Annotated in this window: 20 protein-coding genes; 1 reads left to right on the forward strand and 19 read right to left on the reverse strand. The window is 65.2% G+C overall.

Annotated elements, in window-relative coordinates:
- Window positions 1-50 precede the first annotated feature (50 nt).
- The 18 genes from ACODR6_RS01260 to ACODR6_RS01345 form a co-directional block, all read right to left on the reverse strand.
- A complete protein-coding gene (locus tag ACODR6_RS01260) occupies window positions 51-524 on the reverse strand; it encodes a cytochrome c-type biogenesis protein (RefSeq protein ID WP_489020188.1) in 474 nt (157 codons plus the stop codon).
- A gap of 173 nt (window positions 525-697) precedes the next feature.
- Window positions 698-2,695: a heme lyase CcmF/NrfE family subunit gene (locus tag ACODR6_RS01265; protein ID WP_489020190.1), complete on the reverse strand. Its 1,998-nt coding sequence runs from the start codon at window positions 2,693-2,695 to the stop codon at window positions 698-700.
- A complete protein-coding gene (gene ccmE, locus ACODR6_RS01270; protein WP_025555378.1) occupies window positions 2,692-3,144 on the reverse strand; it encodes a cytochrome c maturation protein CcmE in 453 nt (150 codons plus the stop codon). The genes ACODR6_RS01265 and ccmE overlap by 4 nt, the downstream gene beginning before the upstream one ends.
- The gene (gene ccmI / locus ACODR6_RS01275) at window positions 3,141-4,274 is read right to left on the reverse strand and encodes a c-type cytochrome biogenesis protein CcmI (protein ID WP_489020192.1); all 1,134 of its coding nucleotides are present in this window, start codon (window positions 4,272-4,274) and stop codon (window positions 3,141-3,143) included. The genes ccmE and ccmI overlap by 4 nt, the downstream gene beginning before the upstream one ends.
- A gap of 229 nt (window positions 4,275-4,503) precedes the next feature.
- Window positions 4,504-4,929 carry an RT0821/Lpp0805 family surface protein gene (locus ACODR6_RS01280; protein ID WP_025555380.1) on the reverse strand — a complete coding sequence of 142 codons (426 nt, stop codon included), beginning with the start codon at window positions 4,927-4,929 and terminating at the stop codon, window positions 4,504-4,506.
- Between the two features lie 118 nt (window positions 4,930-5,047).
- The gene (locus tag ACODR6_RS01285) at window positions 5,048-6,451 is read right to left on the reverse strand and encodes an ATP-binding protein (protein WP_025555381.1); all 1,404 of its coding nucleotides are present in this window, start codon (window positions 6,449-6,451) and stop codon (window positions 5,048-5,050) included.
- On the reverse strand, window positions 6,451-7,113 hold the full coding sequence (locus tag ACODR6_RS01290) for a response regulator transcription factor (protein WP_025555382.1): 663 nt from the start codon (window positions 7,111-7,113) through the stop codon (window positions 6,451-6,453). The genes ACODR6_RS01285 and ACODR6_RS01290 overlap by 1 nt, the downstream gene beginning before the upstream one ends.
- A 49-nt stretch (window positions 7,114-7,162) precedes the next feature.
- Window positions 7,163-7,411, reverse strand: a complete 249-nt coding sequence (locus ACODR6_RS01295; RefSeq protein WP_025555383.1) for a hypothetical protein — start codon at window positions 7,409-7,411, stop codon at window positions 7,163-7,165.
- 192 nt (window positions 7,412-7,603) lie between these two features.
- Window positions 7,604-7,810 carry a hypothetical protein gene (locus tag ACODR6_RS01300; RefSeq protein WP_025555384.1) on the reverse strand — a complete coding sequence of 69 codons (207 nt, stop codon included), beginning with the start codon at window positions 7,808-7,810 and terminating at the stop codon, window positions 7,604-7,606.
- Window positions 7,811-7,831: 21 nt separating this feature from the next.
- On the reverse strand, window positions 7,832-11,674 hold the full coding sequence (locus tag ACODR6_RS01305) for a baseplate multidomain protein megatron (RefSeq protein WP_489020196.1): 3,843 nt from the start codon (window positions 11,672-11,674) through the stop codon (window positions 7,832-7,834).
- A gap of 331 nt (window positions 11,675-12,005) precedes the next feature.
- Entirely contained in the window at window positions 12,006-12,458 is a 453-nt protein-coding gene (locus ACODR6_RS01310; RefSeq protein ID WP_489020198.1) for an NlpC/P60 family protein, read from the reverse strand.
- Entirely contained in the window at window positions 12,455-13,345 is an 891-nt protein-coding gene (locus tag ACODR6_RS01315; RefSeq protein WP_489020200.1) for a DUF2163 domain-containing protein, read from the reverse strand. Before ACODR6_RS01315 ends, ACODR6_RS01310 begins: the two co-directional genes overlap by 4 nt.
- Window positions 13,342-13,980 carry a phage distal tail protein, Rcc01695 family gene (locus tag ACODR6_RS01320; RefSeq protein ID WP_489020201.1) on the reverse strand — a complete coding sequence of 213 codons (639 nt, stop codon included), beginning with the start codon at window positions 13,978-13,980 and terminating at the stop codon, window positions 13,342-13,344. Before ACODR6_RS01320 ends, ACODR6_RS01315 begins: the two co-directional genes overlap by 4 nt.
- Window positions 13,981-13,987: 7 nt before the next feature.
- On the reverse strand, window positions 13,988-14,521 hold the full coding sequence (locus ACODR6_RS01325) for a phage tail tape measure protein (protein WP_489020203.1): 534 nt from the start codon (window positions 14,519-14,521) through the stop codon (window positions 13,988-13,990).
- 25 nt (window positions 14,522-14,546) lie between these two features.
- Window positions 14,547-15,554: a serine hydrolase domain-containing protein gene (locus ACODR6_RS01330; RefSeq protein ID WP_489020205.1), complete on the reverse strand. Its 1,008-nt coding sequence runs from the start codon at window positions 15,552-15,554 to the stop codon at window positions 14,547-14,549.
- Between the two features lie 47 nt (window positions 15,555-15,601).
- Window positions 15,602-15,862 (reverse strand): rcc01693 family protein, encoded by a 261-nt coding sequence (locus tag ACODR6_RS01335; protein ID WP_489020701.1) that lies wholly within the window; start codon window positions 15,860-15,862, stop codon window positions 15,602-15,604.
- Window positions 15,799-16,176: a gene transfer agent family protein gene (locus ACODR6_RS01340; protein ID WP_203429254.1), complete on the reverse strand. Its 378-nt coding sequence runs from the start codon at window positions 16,174-16,176 to the stop codon at window positions 15,799-15,801. The genes ACODR6_RS01335 and ACODR6_RS01340 overlap by 64 nt, the downstream gene beginning before the upstream one ends.
- Window positions 16,176-16,598, reverse strand: coding sequence for a phage major tail protein, TP901-1 family (locus ACODR6_RS01345; protein WP_203429255.1), 423 nt, complete (start codon window positions 16,596-16,598; stop codon window positions 16,176-16,178). Before ACODR6_RS01345 ends, ACODR6_RS01340 begins: the two co-directional genes overlap by 1 nt.
- Before the next feature lie 391 nt (window positions 16,599-16,989).
- Here ACODR6_RS01345 and ACODR6_RS01350 point away from each other — a divergent pair, with 391 nt between their 5' ends.
- Window positions 16,990-18,201, forward strand: coding sequence for an MFS transporter (locus ACODR6_RS01350; protein WP_489020208.1), 1,212 nt, complete (start codon window positions 16,990-16,992; stop codon window positions 18,199-18,201).
- Here the strand turns inward: ACODR6_RS01350 and ACODR6_RS01355 are convergent.
- Window positions 18,167-18,577, reverse strand: a complete 411-nt coding sequence (locus tag ACODR6_RS01355) for a DUF3168 domain-containing protein (protein ID WP_489020210.1) — start codon at window positions 18,575-18,577, stop codon at window positions 18,167-18,169. The two genes, ACODR6_RS01350 and ACODR6_RS01355, sit on opposite strands and share 35 nt — an antisense overlap.
- Window positions 18,578-18,605 lie beyond the last annotated feature (28 nt).

An 18,605-nucleotide genomic window follows, 5' to 3' on the forward strand; every position in this document is an offset into this window, starting at 1 on the left:
GCTACAGCTTTCGGCTGCAACGCACGCAACGGGCCGGATTTCCGCAGGACTCAGGCCTGGCGGTCAGTCCGCATCAACTCGTCGAGCTTGGCCTGTTCCTCTGCCGTAAGACGGCTGCCGGTCGGTTTGCCGGTCCGGCGGCGTGCGAAGACGATGAGCGAAATGCCACCTGCCAGGATCAGCACGATGGGCGCGCCCCAGAGCATCACCGTGCGGATACTGAAGCGCGGCTTCAACAGCACGAACTCGCCATAGCGCGAGACGATATAGTTCAACACCTGCTCGTCGCTGTCGCCATCCTTGATGCGCTCGCGCACCAGCAGACGCAGATCCTTTGCGAGATCCGCATTGGAATCGTCGATCGACTGGTTCTGGCACACCATGCACCGCAACTCCGCCGACAACGTCCGCGCCCGGCTTTCCATCGCCGGGTCGGGGAGCACTTCGTCGGGGTTTACGGCGAAGGCGGGGAGTGGCGAGAGGAAAGCGGCAAGTACGAGCAGGAGCCGCAGCGAGCGCCACAATCCCCTTCTCCCCTCGGGGAGAAGGTGCCCGCCAGGGCGGATGAGGGGGCCACGCGTGCTGCCGGTTGCTTCTCGCTGATGCTCGAAGGCTTCGCAGCTGCGCTGCTTATCCCCCTCATCTGCCCTTCGGGCATCTTCTCCCCGCTGGGGAGAAGGGAGAAACCACGAGCGTCTCATTCCGCAGGCTCCATCGCCGGAGCCGATGGCTTCGCCGCCTTGGCCTTGCGCCGCGGCGCACCAACCCTCAAGCGCCGGTCGCTCAGCGACACAAAGCCACCGATCGACATGATCAACGCCCCGCCCCAGATGCAGAGAATGAACGGCTTCCACCAGATGCGCACGACGATGCCACCGTCATTGGTCGGGTCGCCGAGAGAGACGTAGAGCTGGCTCAGCCCAAAGGTCAGGATGCCCGCTTCCGTCGTCGGCATCTGCTGGGCGACATAGACGCGCTTGGCGGACCAGACATCGGCGACTTCGACACCGCCGCGGCGGATGCTGAAATGACCGCGGTCTTCCCTGTAGTTCGGACCGGTCGCCGGCTGCATGCCGTCGAAATGCAGCGAGTAGCCGCCGGCATCCGTGGTCTGGCCGGGCTTCATCTCCAGAACATGTTCCGTCGCAAAGGTCGAGACCGCGACGATACCGAGAACGGTGACGCCGAGACCGGCATGCGCGAGCGCGGTACCGAAGGCGGAGCGCGGCAGGCCGGTCAATCTCCGCCAGGCGACATTCGTCGCCACCTTGCCGATGCCGGCGCGATACCAAAGATCAGCCGCAGCGCCGAAGACGAGGAAGAGACCGGCAGCAAGCCCGAGAACCGAAAGAACCGGCCCGCCATGCTCGATATAGAAGAAGACCAGCGCCGCCACGAAAGCGAGGCCCGCGACGACATAGAGCCGCTGCAGCACGCCGAGCAGGTCGCCGCGCTTCCAGGCGAGCAGCGGCCCGAAAGGCACGACCAGCAGCAGCGGGATCATCAGCAGCCCGAAGGTCATGTTGAAGAAGGGCGGGCCGACGGAGATCTTGTCGCCGGTCAGCGTTTCAAGCAGCAGCGGATAGAGCGTGCCCGTCAGCACCGTGCCGCAGGCAACCGTCAGGATCAGGTTGTTCAGCACCAGCGCGCCCTCGCGCGAAATCGGCGCGAAGAGACCGCCCGCCGAAAGCAGCGGCGCACGGAAGGCAAAGAGCGACAGCGCGCCGCCGATGAAGATCATCAGAATGCAGAGAATGAAGACGCCGCGGCTCGGGTCGCTCGCAAAGGCATGGACCGAGGTCAGCACGCCGGAGCGCACCAGGAAGGTGCCCATCAGCGACAGCGAGAAGGTCAGGATTGCGAGCAGCACCGTCCAGATCTTCAGCGCCTCGCGCTTTTCCATGACGAGCGCCGAATGCAGCAGCGCGGTGCCCGCGAGCCAGGGCATGAAGGAGGCGTTCTCGACCGGATCCCAGAACCACCAGCCGCCCCAACCGAGCTCGTAATAGGCCCAGTAGGAGCCCATGGCGATGCCGAGCGTCAGGAAGGTCCAGGCGGCCAGCGTCCACGGGCGCACCCAGCGCGCCCAGGCCGCATCGATCCGGCCTTCCATCAGCGCCGCGACGGCGAAGGAGAAGCAGACGGAGAAGCCGACATAGCCGAGATAGAGAAGCGGCGGATGGATGGCGAGGCCGATATCCTGCAATACCGGATTGAGGTCACGCCCCTCTGCCGGCGCCGGATCGAGGCGCACGAAGGGGTTGGAGGTCAGCAGGATGAAGAGGATGAAGGCAACCGAGACCCATGCCTGCACCGCCAGCACATTGGCCCGCAGCGTATCCGGCAGATTGCGTCCGAACAGCGCCACCATGGCGCTGAACAGCGCCAGGATCAGCAGCCAGAGCATCATCGATCCCTCGTGATTGCCCCAGACGCCGGAATATTTGTAGATCAGCGGCACCAGCGAGTGCGAGTTCTCCCAGACATTCTCGACCGAGAAGTCGGAGACGACATGCGCATAGGTCAGCACACCGAAGGAAAAGGCGACGAGGCCGAAGAGCACGATCGAGCCTAGCGGCGCGACGTCCATCATCGCCTGGTCGCGTCGGCGGGCGCCGATGACGGGGACGACCGAGAGAATGATCGCCGTCGCCAGCGCCAGCACGAGTGCGTAGTGGCCGATCTCGATGATCATTGCGCGCCCTCGCCTTCCTTCCACAGCCCCTGGGATTTCAGCCGGTCGGCCACTTCCTTCGGCATGTATTTCTCATCATGCTTGGCAAGCACGGTATCGGCAATGAATTCGTGGCTCGATGCCTCGAACTTGCCTTCGGTCACCACGCCCTGCCCCTCGCGGAAGAGATCGGGAAGAATGCCGGTATATTTCACCTTCACCGGCTGGCCGCCGCCGTCGGTCACGGCGAATTCGACGGTCGAGCCGACACCGCGCACGACGCTGCCCTCGCCGACGAGACCGCCCAAACGGATGCGCGTCTCCGGCGCCACCGGGGTCTTGGCAAGATCGGCCGGCATGTAGAAATAAGCGACGGACTGGCTGAAGGCGAACATCACGAGCAGCACCGCGGCAATGATAAAGCCCATGCCGCCACCGATTACCGCCAGGCGCTTCTGCTTGCGCGTCATTCCGTTACCCCCTCGATCGCAATACCCAGCTCGCGCCCCAGTGCGAGCAGCTGCTTGCCTTGATCGCCGCCGGCCGGGAACACGGCCAGCCCGCGTTTCAGCGCGTCGGCCGCGCGATCCTTGTCGTTCAATACGGCATAAGAGCGGACGAGCCGCACCCAGCCCTCGAAATTGTTGGGATCGGCCTTCAGCTTGGCGTCGAGGCTATCCACCATGCCGCGGATCATCTGCTGCTGGTCCGCCGGGCTCATATTCTGGGCCGCGGCCACGTCTTCCTGCGTCGGTCCGCCCGGCGTCTTGTTGGAGGCAATCGGCGCGCCGCCATTCTTGGCAATGTGATCGTTGACCAGCGGCAGCCACGGCGCATCGGCAGGCGATTCCTTGGCGATCGCCTCGAAGGCGGCCTTGGCCTGCCCGGTCTGTCCGGCCTGTTCCAGGCTCAGCGCCACGTAGAATTTTGCGCGCGGATTGTCGGGCTCGATCGACAGCGACTGTTCCAGCGTCTGGCGCACCTCGGGCGTCACCATGCCGTTGGAACCGGCCATCAGCGACTCCGCCAGGCCGTCGAGGCGGATCGCGCTCGGTCCAAGCAGGCGGATCGCATTGCGATAGGCCTTCTCGGCATCGGCGATGCGCATCGCATTGAAATAGATCGGCGCCAGCACGTCCCAGCCCTTGCCGTCATCCGGGTTGAGCGCCAGATGGCGCTCCGCCTTGGAGACGAGGATCGCCATGTCGTTGCCGGGATTTTCGAGCCGTGCCTGGAGCGGTTGCGATGGCAGGCCGGGCCGTCCCATCGCAACGTAAAGACAGAGCCCGATGGCTGGCAGCAGTAGCAGGATGAAAGCCTCGCTGAAGCGGTGATGGCGCGCCGCCTTCGGCTCGGCGGCAGGACCCGTCGCCGAAACGGCGATCAAGCGGCGGCCGATCTCGGCGCGCGCATAGTCGGCTTCATCGGAGGTGATCAGGCCGCCCGAGAGGTCGCGGTCGAGTTCGCGCAGCTGGTCGCGATAGACCGCAGCCTCGCCTGCGCGCGTGTCATCAAGCGTCTTTCCGCCGCGCAGGAGCGGGTAAAGCAGCAGCGCGGCCACAGCCGCCGTCATTGCAGCAACAAGAATCCAGAAAAGCATAACGGCCCCAATACTTGAAGCGCGCGGCCATTCCAACTGGCAAAGCCGGAATGACGAAGATTTGAGGCGTTTCGCCGCAATATTCGCTGCGGCTTACGACACACGACATTCGGTGCGGGCTGAGCCGAAAATGGTGATTTTCCACGACCCGGAGCGCAGCGTACTAAAGGTACGTGAGCACCGGAAGCGTGGAAAGGCGCCATTTGCAGGCCAGCATGGGCCGAATGTCCTAGCCGAGCGGCGACCAGCTGCCGTCATCGTTGCGACAGGCCGAACCGCGCGCCACGGTCTCCTTGCCGTCGACGGTCAGCGTGTGCGTGTACTGGCGGCAGTTCTGCGAGCCGACCTGATAGGGCGCCGCGGCGATAACCTTGCCGCTGACATTGCGTCCACTCCAGACGACCGGCTGGCCGACGGCGGCCCCTTCCAGCGCCCGGTATTCGGCTTCCAGCGCCCGCTGCTTGTCGCTGTCGCTGAGTTCGATGCCGGTGCGGCCGACAATGCCGCCCTGAAGAGCCGTGATGAATTGTGCCGAGGCCGAAGGCTTGCGGGAGAAAACGCCGGTCGAGCTGGCGCTCTTCGTCGTCGTGCAGCCGCTCAGGGCAACGGCAACGAAAAGCGAGGAAACGATCATGGCATTCGCGCGTGATATCATTCGGTCGAACCAGCAGAAAGAAACAAATCAATGCCGGCAGATGCGCACAGGCACTTGTCGGCTTTAAGGCAAAGCATGCTATGCAACTGCCTATGTCTTTGTGACATCAAGCAATTGGTCACGCAACATCCTTTGTGAGACCGGGCAAAATTAGCTTTGCTTTGAGCCCGCCGGCAGCACCGCGGGAAAGCTCCAGGCGGCCCTGATATTCATTGGCGATCTCGGTGACGATCGAAAGACCGAGCCCGGTTCCGGGCTTGCTTTCGTCGAGACGCTTGCCGCGCTTCAGCGCTTCCTTGATCTGATCGGGCTCCAGCCCCGGCCCATCGTCCTCGACGATGAGCTCGACCCAGTGCCTGCGGCCGCTGGTCTCGGCACCCTTCACGTCCTCGGCGGCTTCCGATGCGCTCACCTTGACCTTGTGAACGGCAAAGCGCGCCGCATTCTCCAGAAGGTTGCCGACCGTCTCCTCGAGGTCCTGCTGTTCCATGGCAACGGCCAGATGCGGTTGCGTGACGGAAAGCTCGAATTCCTTGTCGACGTTCAGGCGGCGCATGACGCGCACCAGCCGTTCCAGCGCCGGTTCCGCGTCGGTGCGAGCAAGCACGGATTCGCGCTGCGCGGCAATGCGGGCGCGGTTGAGATAGGATTGCACCTGCCCCTGCATCGCTTCCGCCTGGTTCTTGACGAGCTCGCCATGCGAGCGCTCCAGCACCCGCGCCTCGTTCAAGAGCACGGCGATCGGCGTCTTCAGCGAGTGCGCCAGATTACCGACCTGCATGCGGGCGCGCTCGACGATGCGGCGGTTGCTGTCGATCAGGGCATTGACCTCATTGGCCAGCGGCAGGATCTCGCGCGGGAAATCGCCCTTCAGCTGCTCGCTCTCGCCGGCGCGGATACGCTCCAGCGCCGCACGCGCCTTGTCGAGCGGTTTCAGGCCGAAGAGAATGGCGAGCGCATTGACGATCAGACTGCCGACACCGAAGCCGGCGAGCGCCAGATAGAGGCTATGGGAAAAGTTGCTGACGTCGGATTCGACGACCTCGACATTGCCGGTGACGCGAACGCGCGCGGCGCGGCCGTCGGTATCGAGCACCACCTCGGTCTCGGCCACCTGCACCCGGTTCCCGCTGGCATCCGTCACCTGGTAGTAGCGTTCGTAATTCTTGTCGAAGGGCGCTTCGAGAACGGAGGGAACGGGAATGGTCGCCGAGCCCAGCGAGGGCGAAACCAGCGGCGCCGTCGTATAGGTCCCGAGCGGCTCCACCACCCAGTACCAGCCGGTGCGCGGCTGCGCGAAACGCAGGTCGCCGAGCTGCGGGCTGCCGGCCAGCGCGCCCTGGTCGCCGATGGTGACGGAATTGATGACGTTATAGAGCTGCGCGCGCAGCAGGTCCTGAAAGCCACGCTCGGCGCTGCGGCGATAGAGTGTCGAGATCAACAGACCGATCACCACAAGCGCCACCGTCGACCATACGGTCGTCAGCAGTAGAACGCGTGCGGTGAGCGATTTTATTCGCATCAGGCCGGCGCTTGAATGCGGTATCCGAGACCGCGCACCGTTTCGATCAGATCGACGCCCATCTTCTTGCGCAGGCGTCCAACGAAGACTTCGATCGTATTGGAATCACGGTCGAAATCCTGGTCGTACATGTGCTCGACGAGTTCCGAGCGCGAAACGACTTCGCCCATATGATGCATCAGATAGGAAAGCAGCCGATATTCGTGCGAGGTCAGCTTCAGCGCCACGCCGTTGACGACAGCCTTGGAGGTCTTGGTATCGAGCCTGACAGGACCGCAGACGATCTCTGAGGATGAATGACCGGCAGCGCGGCGGATCAGCGCGCGGATGCGGGCGAGCACTTCCTCGACATGGAACGGCTTGGTCACGTAGTCGTCGGCGCCGGCATCGATGCCCGCCACTTTGTCGCTCCAGCGGTCGCGCGCCGTCAGGATCAGCACCGGCATGCCGCGTCCAGCGCCGCGCCACTTTTCCAATACGGTCACGCCGTCCATCTCAGGGAGGCCGATGTCGAGGATGATCGCGTCATAGGGCTCGGTATCGCCGAGGAAGTGTCCCTCCTCGCCGTCAAAGGCCTGATCGACGACATAGCCGGCTTCCTTCAGCGTATCGCTCAGCTGACGGTTCAGATTGACATCGTCTTCGACTACCAGAATGCGCATCGGTCCGCTTTCACCTTGTTTCAGTCAGTGCGTTATAGGCCGATTCCGCCTACATCGGAACCTTGACGGTTACCTTGCGGGGGCGTTGGCCATTGCCCTGAACGAGCACGGTGATGATGCATGAATCGCCCGAAGGCTGCACGGAAAGAAGCTGGCCGCCCGTCTGCTCGACGACCTGCTGCGCGGCGGCGCTGCAATCGCCAGCGACGCGCACCACAAGCGTGCGCGAGTCGTCCGGTGAGGGCGCCGATACAGCCAGCCCTGCGGCCAAGGCTACGACGCTCAGAGGAGAGGCCATGTGCAATGCTTCCAACGTAATTCCAACCTGGGCCGACTATGTACTCACGTGACCTGAATGGCAAATGAATGCACTGTAATGACGGTGGTTTAGAACAATTCTCGACTGTATTGCCGCAACGATATTCACAGCCAAAAGACGAGGCGGCGGAAGCTATTGATATCGCTGCCGCCGCCCTCCCGAAATGCTCGATCAGCGGATCGCCGTGCTCGCCGTCAGCCGTCCATAGACGGCCAGAAGCCCGCCGATGGCGCCGGCGATATTGACGAGAGAATCGACGATCTGGCTCTGGTCGCCGGCGTCGATATCGATGCCCGCCGCGTGCAGAACCGAAGCGCCAATCGCAATCAGCGCACCCCAGATCGTCTTCGAATGATACCAGTCCTTCAAATCACCCATGACCATTCCTTTCGTTGAAAATCACATCGTCATCGTTGCGACTGCGGGAATGCCGAGCGGCATCCGCTGCCCCATCTGCCTCACCCGTATCGTCAGCGCGCTCTGCACACTGCCGAAGTCGGCAAGCTCGTCTGTGAGCGGATAGGTCCATCGCGGCCCGCCGATCTCCACCTGCCGCACCACCACCCCATCAGCCATCACCTCGATCCGGTAACGCTCGAAGGGTTCGTCGAGCGGAATATCCGCCGCGATCCAGTTGTCGGCATCGACCCGGCCGCGCCGGATCCAGGAAAACTCGACCGCCCCGGCCTCGCCCCGCGCCGCCCTCAGATGAACCGGAGAAAGCGGCGTCTCCGCCCGCATCCCGCCCTCGAAGGCAAAGGGACCGGCCTTGCCGCTCACACCGGCCGCCTCGGCGATCCAATTGAGCCGCAGCCCCATCTCATCGGCAGTAAGGCCAAGCGGCACAACGGCATCGTCGAGCATCACCACGGACGCCCCTGAAACGGCACCCGCCGCCATCGCATCGTCGGTTCCCGCCAGCGCCCGCAGCAATCCGCCGAGCCGCCAGCGCCCGGCGCCGATCTCCTCTGCCCGCCGAAACCCGATCACCTCCCAGCCGCCGTTGTCGGCTGCCACCGCGATCAGGTTTTCACCATTCAGCACCGACACAGCCGCCGCCGAGGACAGCGCGCCGAACGGCAGATCGATCTCCAGCTCCTGCGACCAGTCGAACCGCCCCCGCACACCCGCCGTCAGCGGCCCGGTAAGCGTCCCGATCCGCGCCGGGCGCTCGACCAGCGCCCGCCCGCGATACCCCTCCTCGCTCACCGAAGACGAAAGCCCGATCGTCCGCCAGGGCTTTGCAAAAACCGCCGCCCGCGCAAAACCCGCCGCCTCGCCCGCCGCAAAGCGCGGCAGGTCCATCAGCTCCACCAGCGGTGCAAACAAGCTCGAAGGATCGCCGGCGCCGTTCTTGCCGCCGGTCTCGCTTGGCGGCGCCGCACCCGCCGATGGCGCGAACTCGCGCGCCTCGACCTGCCTCACCGCACCGTCCTCGATCGAGCCGATCAGGAAGCGCCCCTCCGGCCCATCCGCGAAGGTCACGACATCACCCGGCTGGAAACCGAGTTCGGCGGGCGCCAGCGAGAAGCGCACCGAGCGCCTGCCGATCCGGTTGTCGCGCAGCAGCGCTTCCGCGGCGTTCAGCGCCGTCTCCTCGGCCAGCACCGCCGAAAGATCGCTCTTCAGCACCCGGCTCGTCGCCGATTGCGCCCGGTGCGATCGCACACCCGCCTGTTCGTAACTGAGATCGGGATTGTAGAAGGTGATGACGGCCTCGGCCGCATGGTCGCTGTCGTGCCCGCGCGTCTCCTGCCACAGCGGCCGGTCCTCGATATCGGCCAGCACCGCAACCTCCGTCGCCGGCAAGCTCGCCCGGCCGCGCGAGCGGAACCGCAGCAAGCCGCCGTCTTCCACCGCATCGATCTGGAAGGCCTCCAGCAGCGGCTCTATCAGCCCGCGCGCCGTTGTGATGTCGCCCTGAACATAGCCCGTCAGGTCGCCGGACACTTCCGAAACGTCGAAATCCTCGAAGCCGTGATCGTGAAGCACCGCCGCAATCACATCCGCCAGCGTCCCCGCCCCCAGCCTTCCATTCAGCCAGTGGCCCGTTCGCCAGTTCCCGCCATCGCTCCAGACGCCGCCATCCAGCGGAAAGGCCGGATAGGGCCGCGCATCCCACGACCAGACGAAGATACGGCCTGGATCGACCATGGCATCGGGCGCCTCATCACCCTGCCACCAGAGATGATGGGCCTCCAGAAACCGCCGCTGCATCGTGTCGGAGCGCATGCGGTTGGAGAAATACGGAACCGCGCTCTCGGCCGATTTCGGATCGGCAAACACATTCGGCTGATTGCCGCCCTTGTCGATTGCCGCGCAGCCGAGCTCGGTGAACCACACCGGCTTCATCCGCGCCTGCCAGGCCGTCGCATCAGCCTTCTCGACGCCACCGATCCGCTCGCAATGCCGGTTCGCCCACCAGCCCTCGATGTCCTTGTAGCGATAGACCCAATGCTTGCCCGCAAGCCCGTCGCTGATGGGCGCCCGCGTCCGGCTCGACCGCTCCGCATCGTCGGCATAGTACCATTCGAAGCCCTCGCCAGCGGTGATACCGGCGATCAGCCCATCGCGATCATCCGCCGTCCGCATACCCTCCGGGTTCGCCTGCGCCAGATCGGCATCCCGCCAGTCGGAGAGCGGCATGTAGTTGTCGATCCCCACGGCATCGATGGCGCTCGATGCCCAGAGCAGATCGAGATTGAAATAGACGTCGCCGCTGCCGTCGTCCGGCCGGTAGCCGAAATACTCGCTCCAGTCGGCCGCATAGGTCAGCTTCGCCTGCGGCAGCAACGCTTTCACATCCGCCGCCAGAGCCGTCAGCGCCGTGACAAACGGAAAAGCCCCTGCCTCATCGCGCACCTGAGTCAGCCCGCGCATCTCGGAGCCGATAATGAAACCCGAGACGCCGCCCGCGGCCTTCGCCAGCTGCGCATAATGCAGGATGAAGCGCCGGTAGCTCTCCTCGCTGCCATTATAGCTCACTCGCTGGCCGGAAATGCTGAAATGCCCCGCCTGCGCCGCCCCGCGAAAAACCTGGATCTGCGCCCGCGCCGCCGCCGTCCGGTCCACCGATCCCGGCTCTCCGATCGCCGGATGGCAGGTCACCCGCCCGCGCCAGGGATAGGCCGCCTGCCCTGTCCCGCCATAGGGATCGGGCAGCGCATTCCCCTCGGCAATATCCATCATCACGAAAGGATAGAGATAGACCTCCAGCCCCCTCGCCTTCAGATCGGCAATCGCCGAAACGACGCTCGCATCATCCGGCGTGCCGCCATAGGCCGGCCCGCCGTCGCGGCGACTGACGAGATACGCCTCGTTGCGCGATACACCGGAGACAGACCACGGGCTGCTTTCGCCATTCCTCGCGCTAACCTCGACACCCGGAACGATCCGGCAATTGCCGGCCCTGAGGTCGGTGCCAAACCAGGAGACGACAAGCGCCACACGGTCCAGCTTCGGGCAGACCGCCATCAGCTCGTCGATCGAGACGTCCCAATCCGTCAGCCCCTGCAGGCTGTTGCGGTTAACCACCCGGGCGCTCCCAGCCCCCGTCTTCTCCGATACCGCCACCGTCCGGTAGCCATGCTCTGTCGCACCGGGAATGATGCACACCGCCCGCACCTGCTCCTCCAGCGCGCCGATGGCCCGCACCACCTCGAACTGCAGCAGCGGAATGCGATTGCCGTAGTTGTCGAGTGGCAGCCGCTCGAAGACGGCATAGGCAAGCCCGCGATAGGCCGGCGCCATGCCCGCCCCCTGCTTCGCCTCGATCAGCGGATCGGGCAGCTGCGTCGCATCACCCCTGTAAACCCGCATCTCGATCTTCGTCAGATCGAGCTCCTTGCCATCCGCCCAGACGCGCCTGACACAGGCGATCGGCCCCTCGCAGAGCCCGACGGCGAAATTCGCGAAATAGCGGAAACTCTCGACCGTCGGCCCGGAGGAAGACTTGCCGCCGGTGCGCTCGCGCGTCACCTCCTCCTCGAAGCGCGTCGCCCAGATCATCGTCCCGCCGATCCGCGCCGCGCCATAGACGCGGTTGATCGACGTGCCCTCATCGGCACCCGGAATGCGTGCCGTCGAAAGCCGCGAGCCGCGCACCGTCTGCCCGCCGCCGATCAGCGCCCGGTCGAGCGCATTGCCCGCCAGCGCGCCCGCCGCCCGGCCGATAATCGCGCCGACAGGCCCGAAAACGCTGCCCAGCGCAGCACCCGCCGCCTGCAGAAGGAGAGTGGCCATGAAAACCTCGCAGCGAGCCACCAGCGCCGTTCACACGGCACTTGCTTTTTCCCGCAATGATTGTGTTAGATTGCTGCAGTCGTGAGCAGAAGCAGAAGCGCCGAGACCAGCCGGCGCACTGGAGAGGATAGGCCTCTCCAGCCTCGGCAAGGGCCTTGCTCTCGATCAAGGAGGTGATGCGATGTGGTTCTTGCCACTCAGTATCACGCTTAGTGTGAGGAAAACCCGGACGGGCTGGTCTATAGCCATCCGGGTCCAATTCCACACATAAGCAAACGGTGGGCGGAGCTGGAACTCCGCTCACCACTCCCGAAACATACATGCACGCGCTTCAATTTTCAAGTTTCGGCACAACCTCAGGGAACCGGAACACAGCGGTCACCCGCCGCCGCCAGCTTGGCACCAGAGCCGAGCGGATCACCGCCGCCTGCTCGTAGGCATGGATGAAACTTTTCTCCCCGGCAAAAATGCCCGCGTGCTTGGCCGCCACATCCGGCCGCCAGCGAAACAGCATGAGATCACCCGGCAGCATCGCCTCGGCGGACAATGGCTCCCCGAAATGCCTGAGGGCGGCATCGAGCAAGCGATCCTGCCCACTGCGTTCGGCCCAGTCGCGCGCATAGGGCGGCGGCATTTCCGGCTCGATGTCGTAGAGCTCCCGCCAGATGCCACGGATCAGCCCCAGACAATCGCAGCCGATCCCCTTGGCCGAAGCCTGGTGCCGGTAAGGCGTGCCGATCCAGCCTTCGGCCGCGGCGAACGCCCTCTCATGGATAGCAGTCATCTGAACAGCGCGCCTCCGTCATGGATGCTCTCGCCATCCGCATAGGTGTAGGCAAAGTCGGCGCCCGGCATATGCGGAAAGCCGCGGAAATTCTGCTGGTTGGCGAATGTCGCCCTGCAGGTGGCAAAACCCTTGTCGCAACCGGCTGTCATCAGCACGGCATCGCCCACGTCAGGCGCCCGCGCCAACGGCAGCCACAGCGTCACCTCGACATCCGCACCGGCTGAAGAATGCGCCTCGATATCCAGCCGATCTCCAGCACTTGGCCCGCCGAGAAATTCAAGACTGCCATAGCGAAACAATCCGTCGGCAAAAGGCGCCAACCCCGACACGACAATCCGCGTCGCATCGATCACCTCAGCCACGATCCCCTGCCGCCGGAATGCACCCTGCCCCAGATCGACACCGCATCGCGCATCCCCCAGCGCCGCATCGCAGCGGCGGCCATAGAGGCGCCCCTGCGGCTGGTTCAGCCGGTGGGCGAAGCTGCGCAGCTCGGCGCGAAATTCGCCCTCACTGCGCGTCACCTCGCCGATCTCCTGTACCTTCAACAGCAGATGCTGCTCGGGTACCGCCCAGTTGACCAGAAACACCTCGACCCGCGCCCCGTCATAGAGCCCGCGCTGCAGATCGGTCTCACGGATCGCCTCGCTCGAAAAGCCGCCCGTCACCTCGCTCGTCGCCGCCGGCAGGCCGATGCCCTCCTCCATGCCGCTTGCGGAAAACCCGCTGGCGGCGAGAAACACCGTGCCCGCGAAGGTCAGATCGTGATCATGCTCGGTAAAGCCCAGCACGACACCATCGCGGCGCGTCACCCGCCAGGCATGGCAAACCGTCGTCGCGCCCCCGTCGAGATGCGCCTTCAACCCGGGATCGATCACCCTCATGGCAGGACCTCCATCAGCGGAATGGCCGGGATGCGCCCGGCATTGAAGGCCGTCAGGTTGACGTCGATCCGACCGGTCGCGAAGCGCACCGGCACATCGAATTCGAAACCCGCCGTCACGATCGCCCCCGCAGGCGGCACATACCCGGACGCAAAACTGACGATGCCAGTTGCCGCATCGCAGGAAAAAGTCCCAGCTGCTTTCGCCACACCATCAACCGCAACCACCACCGTCCCGGCCACCGGCTTGGCGATGACTCGCAGGTTGCTGCCGCCCGCGTCCCCGTAGGTCTTCCCCAGCTGGAAATCCGCCTTCACCCCGTCACCAATCCCCAGCGCCTGATCGAGCGCCGTCACCGGCTGATCCGGCCGCCCGGAGCGGCAGTCGAGCGGATCGCGGAAACGGAAGCCGTAGAGCTCGCCGCCGCGTGCCTCGAAGAATTCCAGCACCTCGTAGAGATCGCCGATCGAACGGATGCCGGAGCCCGCATCGTAAGCGCGCCTGGCATTGCGCCAGCGGCTGTTGCGGCTCTCGCGCCCGTTGGAAAGATTGACGATATCGGTCCGCCGCACCGGCCCGCCGCTCGTCGACAGCGCCAGCCGCAGCGGAAACCGCACCTCATGAAAACCGGCCATCTCAGCCTCACAGGTTGCGCTGGCCGCGCATCGCCGTGCGCGCCAGCATCGCCGAAATCTGCGCCTCGCTCTTCTGAAAGCTCTGCGCATCCGTCGCCGTCACATTGAAAACGATCTGCGGCCCGCCCCCGGAGCCCGAAGTCGCAACGCCCAGCGCCCCGTCAGGCCCGCGCCGCAGCGGCAGGATCGCCTCGCTGCCCGCCTCGCCCATCAGCCCGATATTGCCGCCCATCGGAAAATAGCTCGGCGCCGACACCACGCCGCCATCGGCAAAGGGCAGAACCTTGCCGATCCCCGACACCGCCCCGCCGATCAGTCCCTCGAGCGGCTTCATCCCCGCCGAAAGCGCGATATCGGCCAGACGGTTGCCCAGCGAGCGCAACACGTCATCCAGCCCCTTGCCGCCGCTGACGGCACTCCTCAGTGCGCCGCTCAGCGCCGATCCGAAGGAGCGCGACCGCCCCTCCAGACCCTCCAGCGCCCGGCGCAGTTCATCGGTCTGCCCCGCCATCTCGGCGAGCCCGGTGTCATCGTCTTCCATCGATGTCTCCTGAATGTGTGGGCCGTCAGCCCTTGTTCGGCATTGCCGAAAGCGCCGTCCGCAGGATTTCTCCCATCCTGACATGGCTGACACCCGGACCAACCCTGAGCGCCGTCGCCGACCGGTGGACGACGACGATATCGAGATCCGGCAGCACGATCAGATACTGGCCGCCCCAGCCGCTGGCGTAGAACATCGGCACATGCACGGCCATGGCGTCATCCGGCGCATTCGCCTGCGTGATCCACCACAGCAGCCCATAGGCCCACCCGTCACCAACCGCCGAATGCGGGCGCACGCTGTCGCGCACCCAGCTCTGCGGCACCAGCTGCGTTGCGCCCCAGCGTCCATGCCGGAGATAGAGAAGCCCGACCCGCGCCAGATCGCGCGCCGAGAGCTGGATCTTGTAGACCGGATGCATGGACTCCGGCCCATGCTGAAACCAGCCGTCGCCGGCAACGCAATCCTGCATCCTGAGCGGCCGGGCCACGCGCGACGCCAGCGCATCCAGCACGGTCTCGCCGGTCGCCCGCTCGACGATCGTGCCGAGAACGTTGAAGTCCCAATTGTTGTAGAACCAATGCACGCCCGGCGGATGACTGCCTCTGTCAGGCCTGCCGTTCGCCGTATCGTAGACCGACGGCAGATAGACGCCGGAGCGCGCTCGCAGCAGGTCCATCACCGTCGCGCTGCGCTCGCCTGCGGTCAGCGGCGTCATGTCATCGATGTTGAAATCGGCCAGCGTCTGCAGCGGATCGATCCGCCCCTCGGCGATCAGCATGCCGTAGAGCACGTTGACCAGGCTCTTGCGCACCGAAGCGATGCTCGATTTCAAGGCGATATCGCCCCAGCGGTAGATCATACGCCCGCCCTGTACGATCATGAAGGCACTGCTCTCGCCCTTTTCCAGTTCGGCGGAAAGCGTCGCCAGCCGCGCCTCGGACCAACCGAACAGCGAAGCCGGCCGCTCGTCCCAGTCACCGAAGGGGAAGACGACCATTCCCTTCGCAAACATGTTGTCCGACTGCGCCATCGCCGCTCCGAATCCCGGTGCCGAGCATAGCACGGGCAGAGATCACCTCACCCATCCGGAAACCGCGCCATCATCTCGCTCAGCCCCGCTCGCGACAGAACCGGTGCGCGCGGCGCCAGCCCGCCGGCGGCGGCATGCAGCTCCACCGGCGTCATCGCCCAGAATGTCTCGGGAGGAAGCCGCAGCAGGCAGAGGCCGGTATGCAGCGCTCCGGTCCATGGGAACGGGCCGGGGCGCCCGGCCCCTATGCCTGCTGCGGCTCCAGAGGGCGGAGGGAGGTCTTTTCCGCCCCTGAAGGGTCCGCGAATGTCGCCATCAGGAGGTCGCCGACGATACCGGCGAAACCGGCAATGCCGCCCTCGACGCTGGCTTCGGCGACATCCTGGTCCGAATAGAGATTGCCGCCGCCGCGCAGCCCGGCGCCGATGATGCGGATCATGTCGCCCGCCTTCAGCCGCCCGGCCGAAAAGCGCCCGGCAAGATCGGTCAGGTCATCGGCGGCAAATGCGGTCTCGAGCTCGGCCAGCGCCCCGAGCGTCAGGCACAGAATGCGCCTTTCGCCATCGACGACCGCCTCGATCTCGCCGCGCCTGCGGTTCGCCCTCGCCCCCGCGCCGCCCATCAGAGCGCCCCGAAGCTGAGTTCATCGAAGCTAAGCGCACCGGCCGATTCCAGCGCCAGCTCGAACGTCACCTCGCCGTCATGCTCGCCGGAATATTCCAGCGCCGTCACCTGGAAGGGACCGCTCACCGTGCCGAAATCCGGCACCGCGATCAGCCAGCTGAGGATCGCCCCGTTGAAGAACGCCGCTCTCACCAGCCCGTCCGAAGCCGCATCCTTGAAGATGCCCGCCCCCGAAACCGAAGCCCGCTGCACGCCTGCGCCGCCCAGCAATTCCCGCCAGCGCCCGGCGCTCTCCGCATCGGTGATATCCACCGTCTCCGCATTGAAGGCGAGCCGCTTCGACCTGAGCCCCGCCACCGTCTCGAACGCCGCCCCGTTATGGACCTTCAACAGCAAATCCTTACCCTTCTGCGCCACCATTTTTTTGTCCTCCTGAAATCCCGACCGCCACGCAATCCACCCTCATTCCTGTGCCCGTCACAGGAATCCAGCCGCCGCGCGTCTGCGCGGCGAGAGGAGTCCTTGTCCCTAAGTGATCGCGGGGCGCCTCACCCGGAGCCCCCTCATCCGCCCTTCGGGCACCTTCTCCCCGAGGGGAGAAGGGAAGACCGGAGCCCACCGCGAGTCCCCTTCTCCCCAGCGGGGAGAAGGTGGCGGCAGCCGGATGAGGGGGCCACGGGCGACACCTTCTCGATAGGGAGCGAAAGGACATGCAACCCCTAAACTCACGCCCCAGGCACCCACCTTCCCCCACCCCACCAAACCTGCTAAGCCACCCGCATTTCCAGCACCCAAAACACTTCCAGCACCAATGCCAAAACTCCCGCTCCGCTCGGCGCAGACGATCGCCGTTCTCGCCGTCACCCAGCTGATCGGCTGGGGCACGACCTTCGACATGCTCGGCGTCATGGGCCGCGTCATCGCGCCCGATCTTGATATCGCCAACGAGATCGCCTTCGCCGGGCTCACCCTGATGATGGTCGTCAGCGCCCTTGCCGGTCCGGCAACCGGCCGCTGGCTGGCGCGCTATGGTGCTGCCCGCGTGCTCGCCGCCTCGTCGATCTGCTTTGCCATCGGCCTCCTGCTGCTTGCCGCCGCAAACGGCATCGTGCTCTATGCCGCCGCCTGGACCGTCATCGGTCTCGCCGGCGCGCTCGGGCTTTCGGCGCCCGCCTATACCGCCGTCGTCGAGCGCGAGGGGCTGAACGGCAAGCGCATCATCGCCATCCTCATGCTGTTCACCGGCCTGTCGGCGACGATCTTCTGGCCGATCCTGACGGAGCTGACGCATGCCTATGGCTGGCGCATCACCTTCGTCATTTCGGCCGCGCTCCATATTCTCATCTGCCTGCCGCTGCATCTCTTCGCGCTGCCGAAACCAGCCGCCGAACACACGCAGGGCGCCGCCGCCGAGACCCCACCGATCCATCTCACCGAAGAGCAGCGCCGCAGGGCCTTCCTGCTGCTCGCCATCTCCACGACGCTCTGCACCTTCATCAGTTTTGGCCTGTCGCCGTCGCTGATCGAAGTGTTCCATCAGGCCGGCGCCTCTCCGGCGCTCGCCCTGCAGCTCGGCTCGGCGCGCGGCATTATCGCGATTTCCGCCCGCGGGCTGGACATGCTGCTCGGCAAGCGCGGCAACCCGATCCTGACATCGATCACCGGGATCGCCCTGATGGCCGCAAGCTTCCTGCTGATGCTACTGGCGCCGGGCTCCACACCCGTCCTCGTCGCTTTCATCCTGATGTACGGCTTCGGCACCGGCGTGCTGACGGTCGCCCGCGCACTATTGCCGCTCACCTTCTTCTCGGCGAAGGAATACGGCCTGCAGCCGGCCCGCCTCTCGACCCCGCAGAACCTTGCGAACGCCGTCGCACCCGTGGTCTTCACCGCGACGCTCGATCGCGGCGGCACGGGCCTGACGATCGGCATCTGCCTCGTGCTCGCCGCCATCGCTCTCATCCTGATCTTCCGCCTCGCCGCCATGGTCAGGCAGGCTGAGCCGGTTCCGTCACTGCCCTGAAGCGCATCTCGGCCACATGCATCCTAGTCTTTGCCTCGCGCCGCGAGCGCGTTATCCGATGCTGCAGCGTCACCAGATGATGCCCGGCAAGCACCAGCGCGACGCCATCGAGCAGGACCGCAACGATCCCCGCGATCTCGCCCGCCACCCTGCGTCCGCCATCCTCGACACAGATCTCCAGTGAAAACAGATGCTCCTCCCCGGCCTCGCCAAGGATCACCGCCCCGCTCGTCATCTCGCCGATGACGATGCACGGCACCTTCCTGCCGGCGATCAACCGGTCGCGCACCCCATCGGCATCGATCAGCGCCGAAAGCCCGGCATCGCCGGAAAGCCGCGCATGGACAGCCGTCAAAAGCTCATTTGCCGCGCTCATCCGCAGCCTCCTTCCGCCGCTGCTCCAA

It is taken from the genome of Rhizobium sp. FG96 (assembly GCF_057808655.1).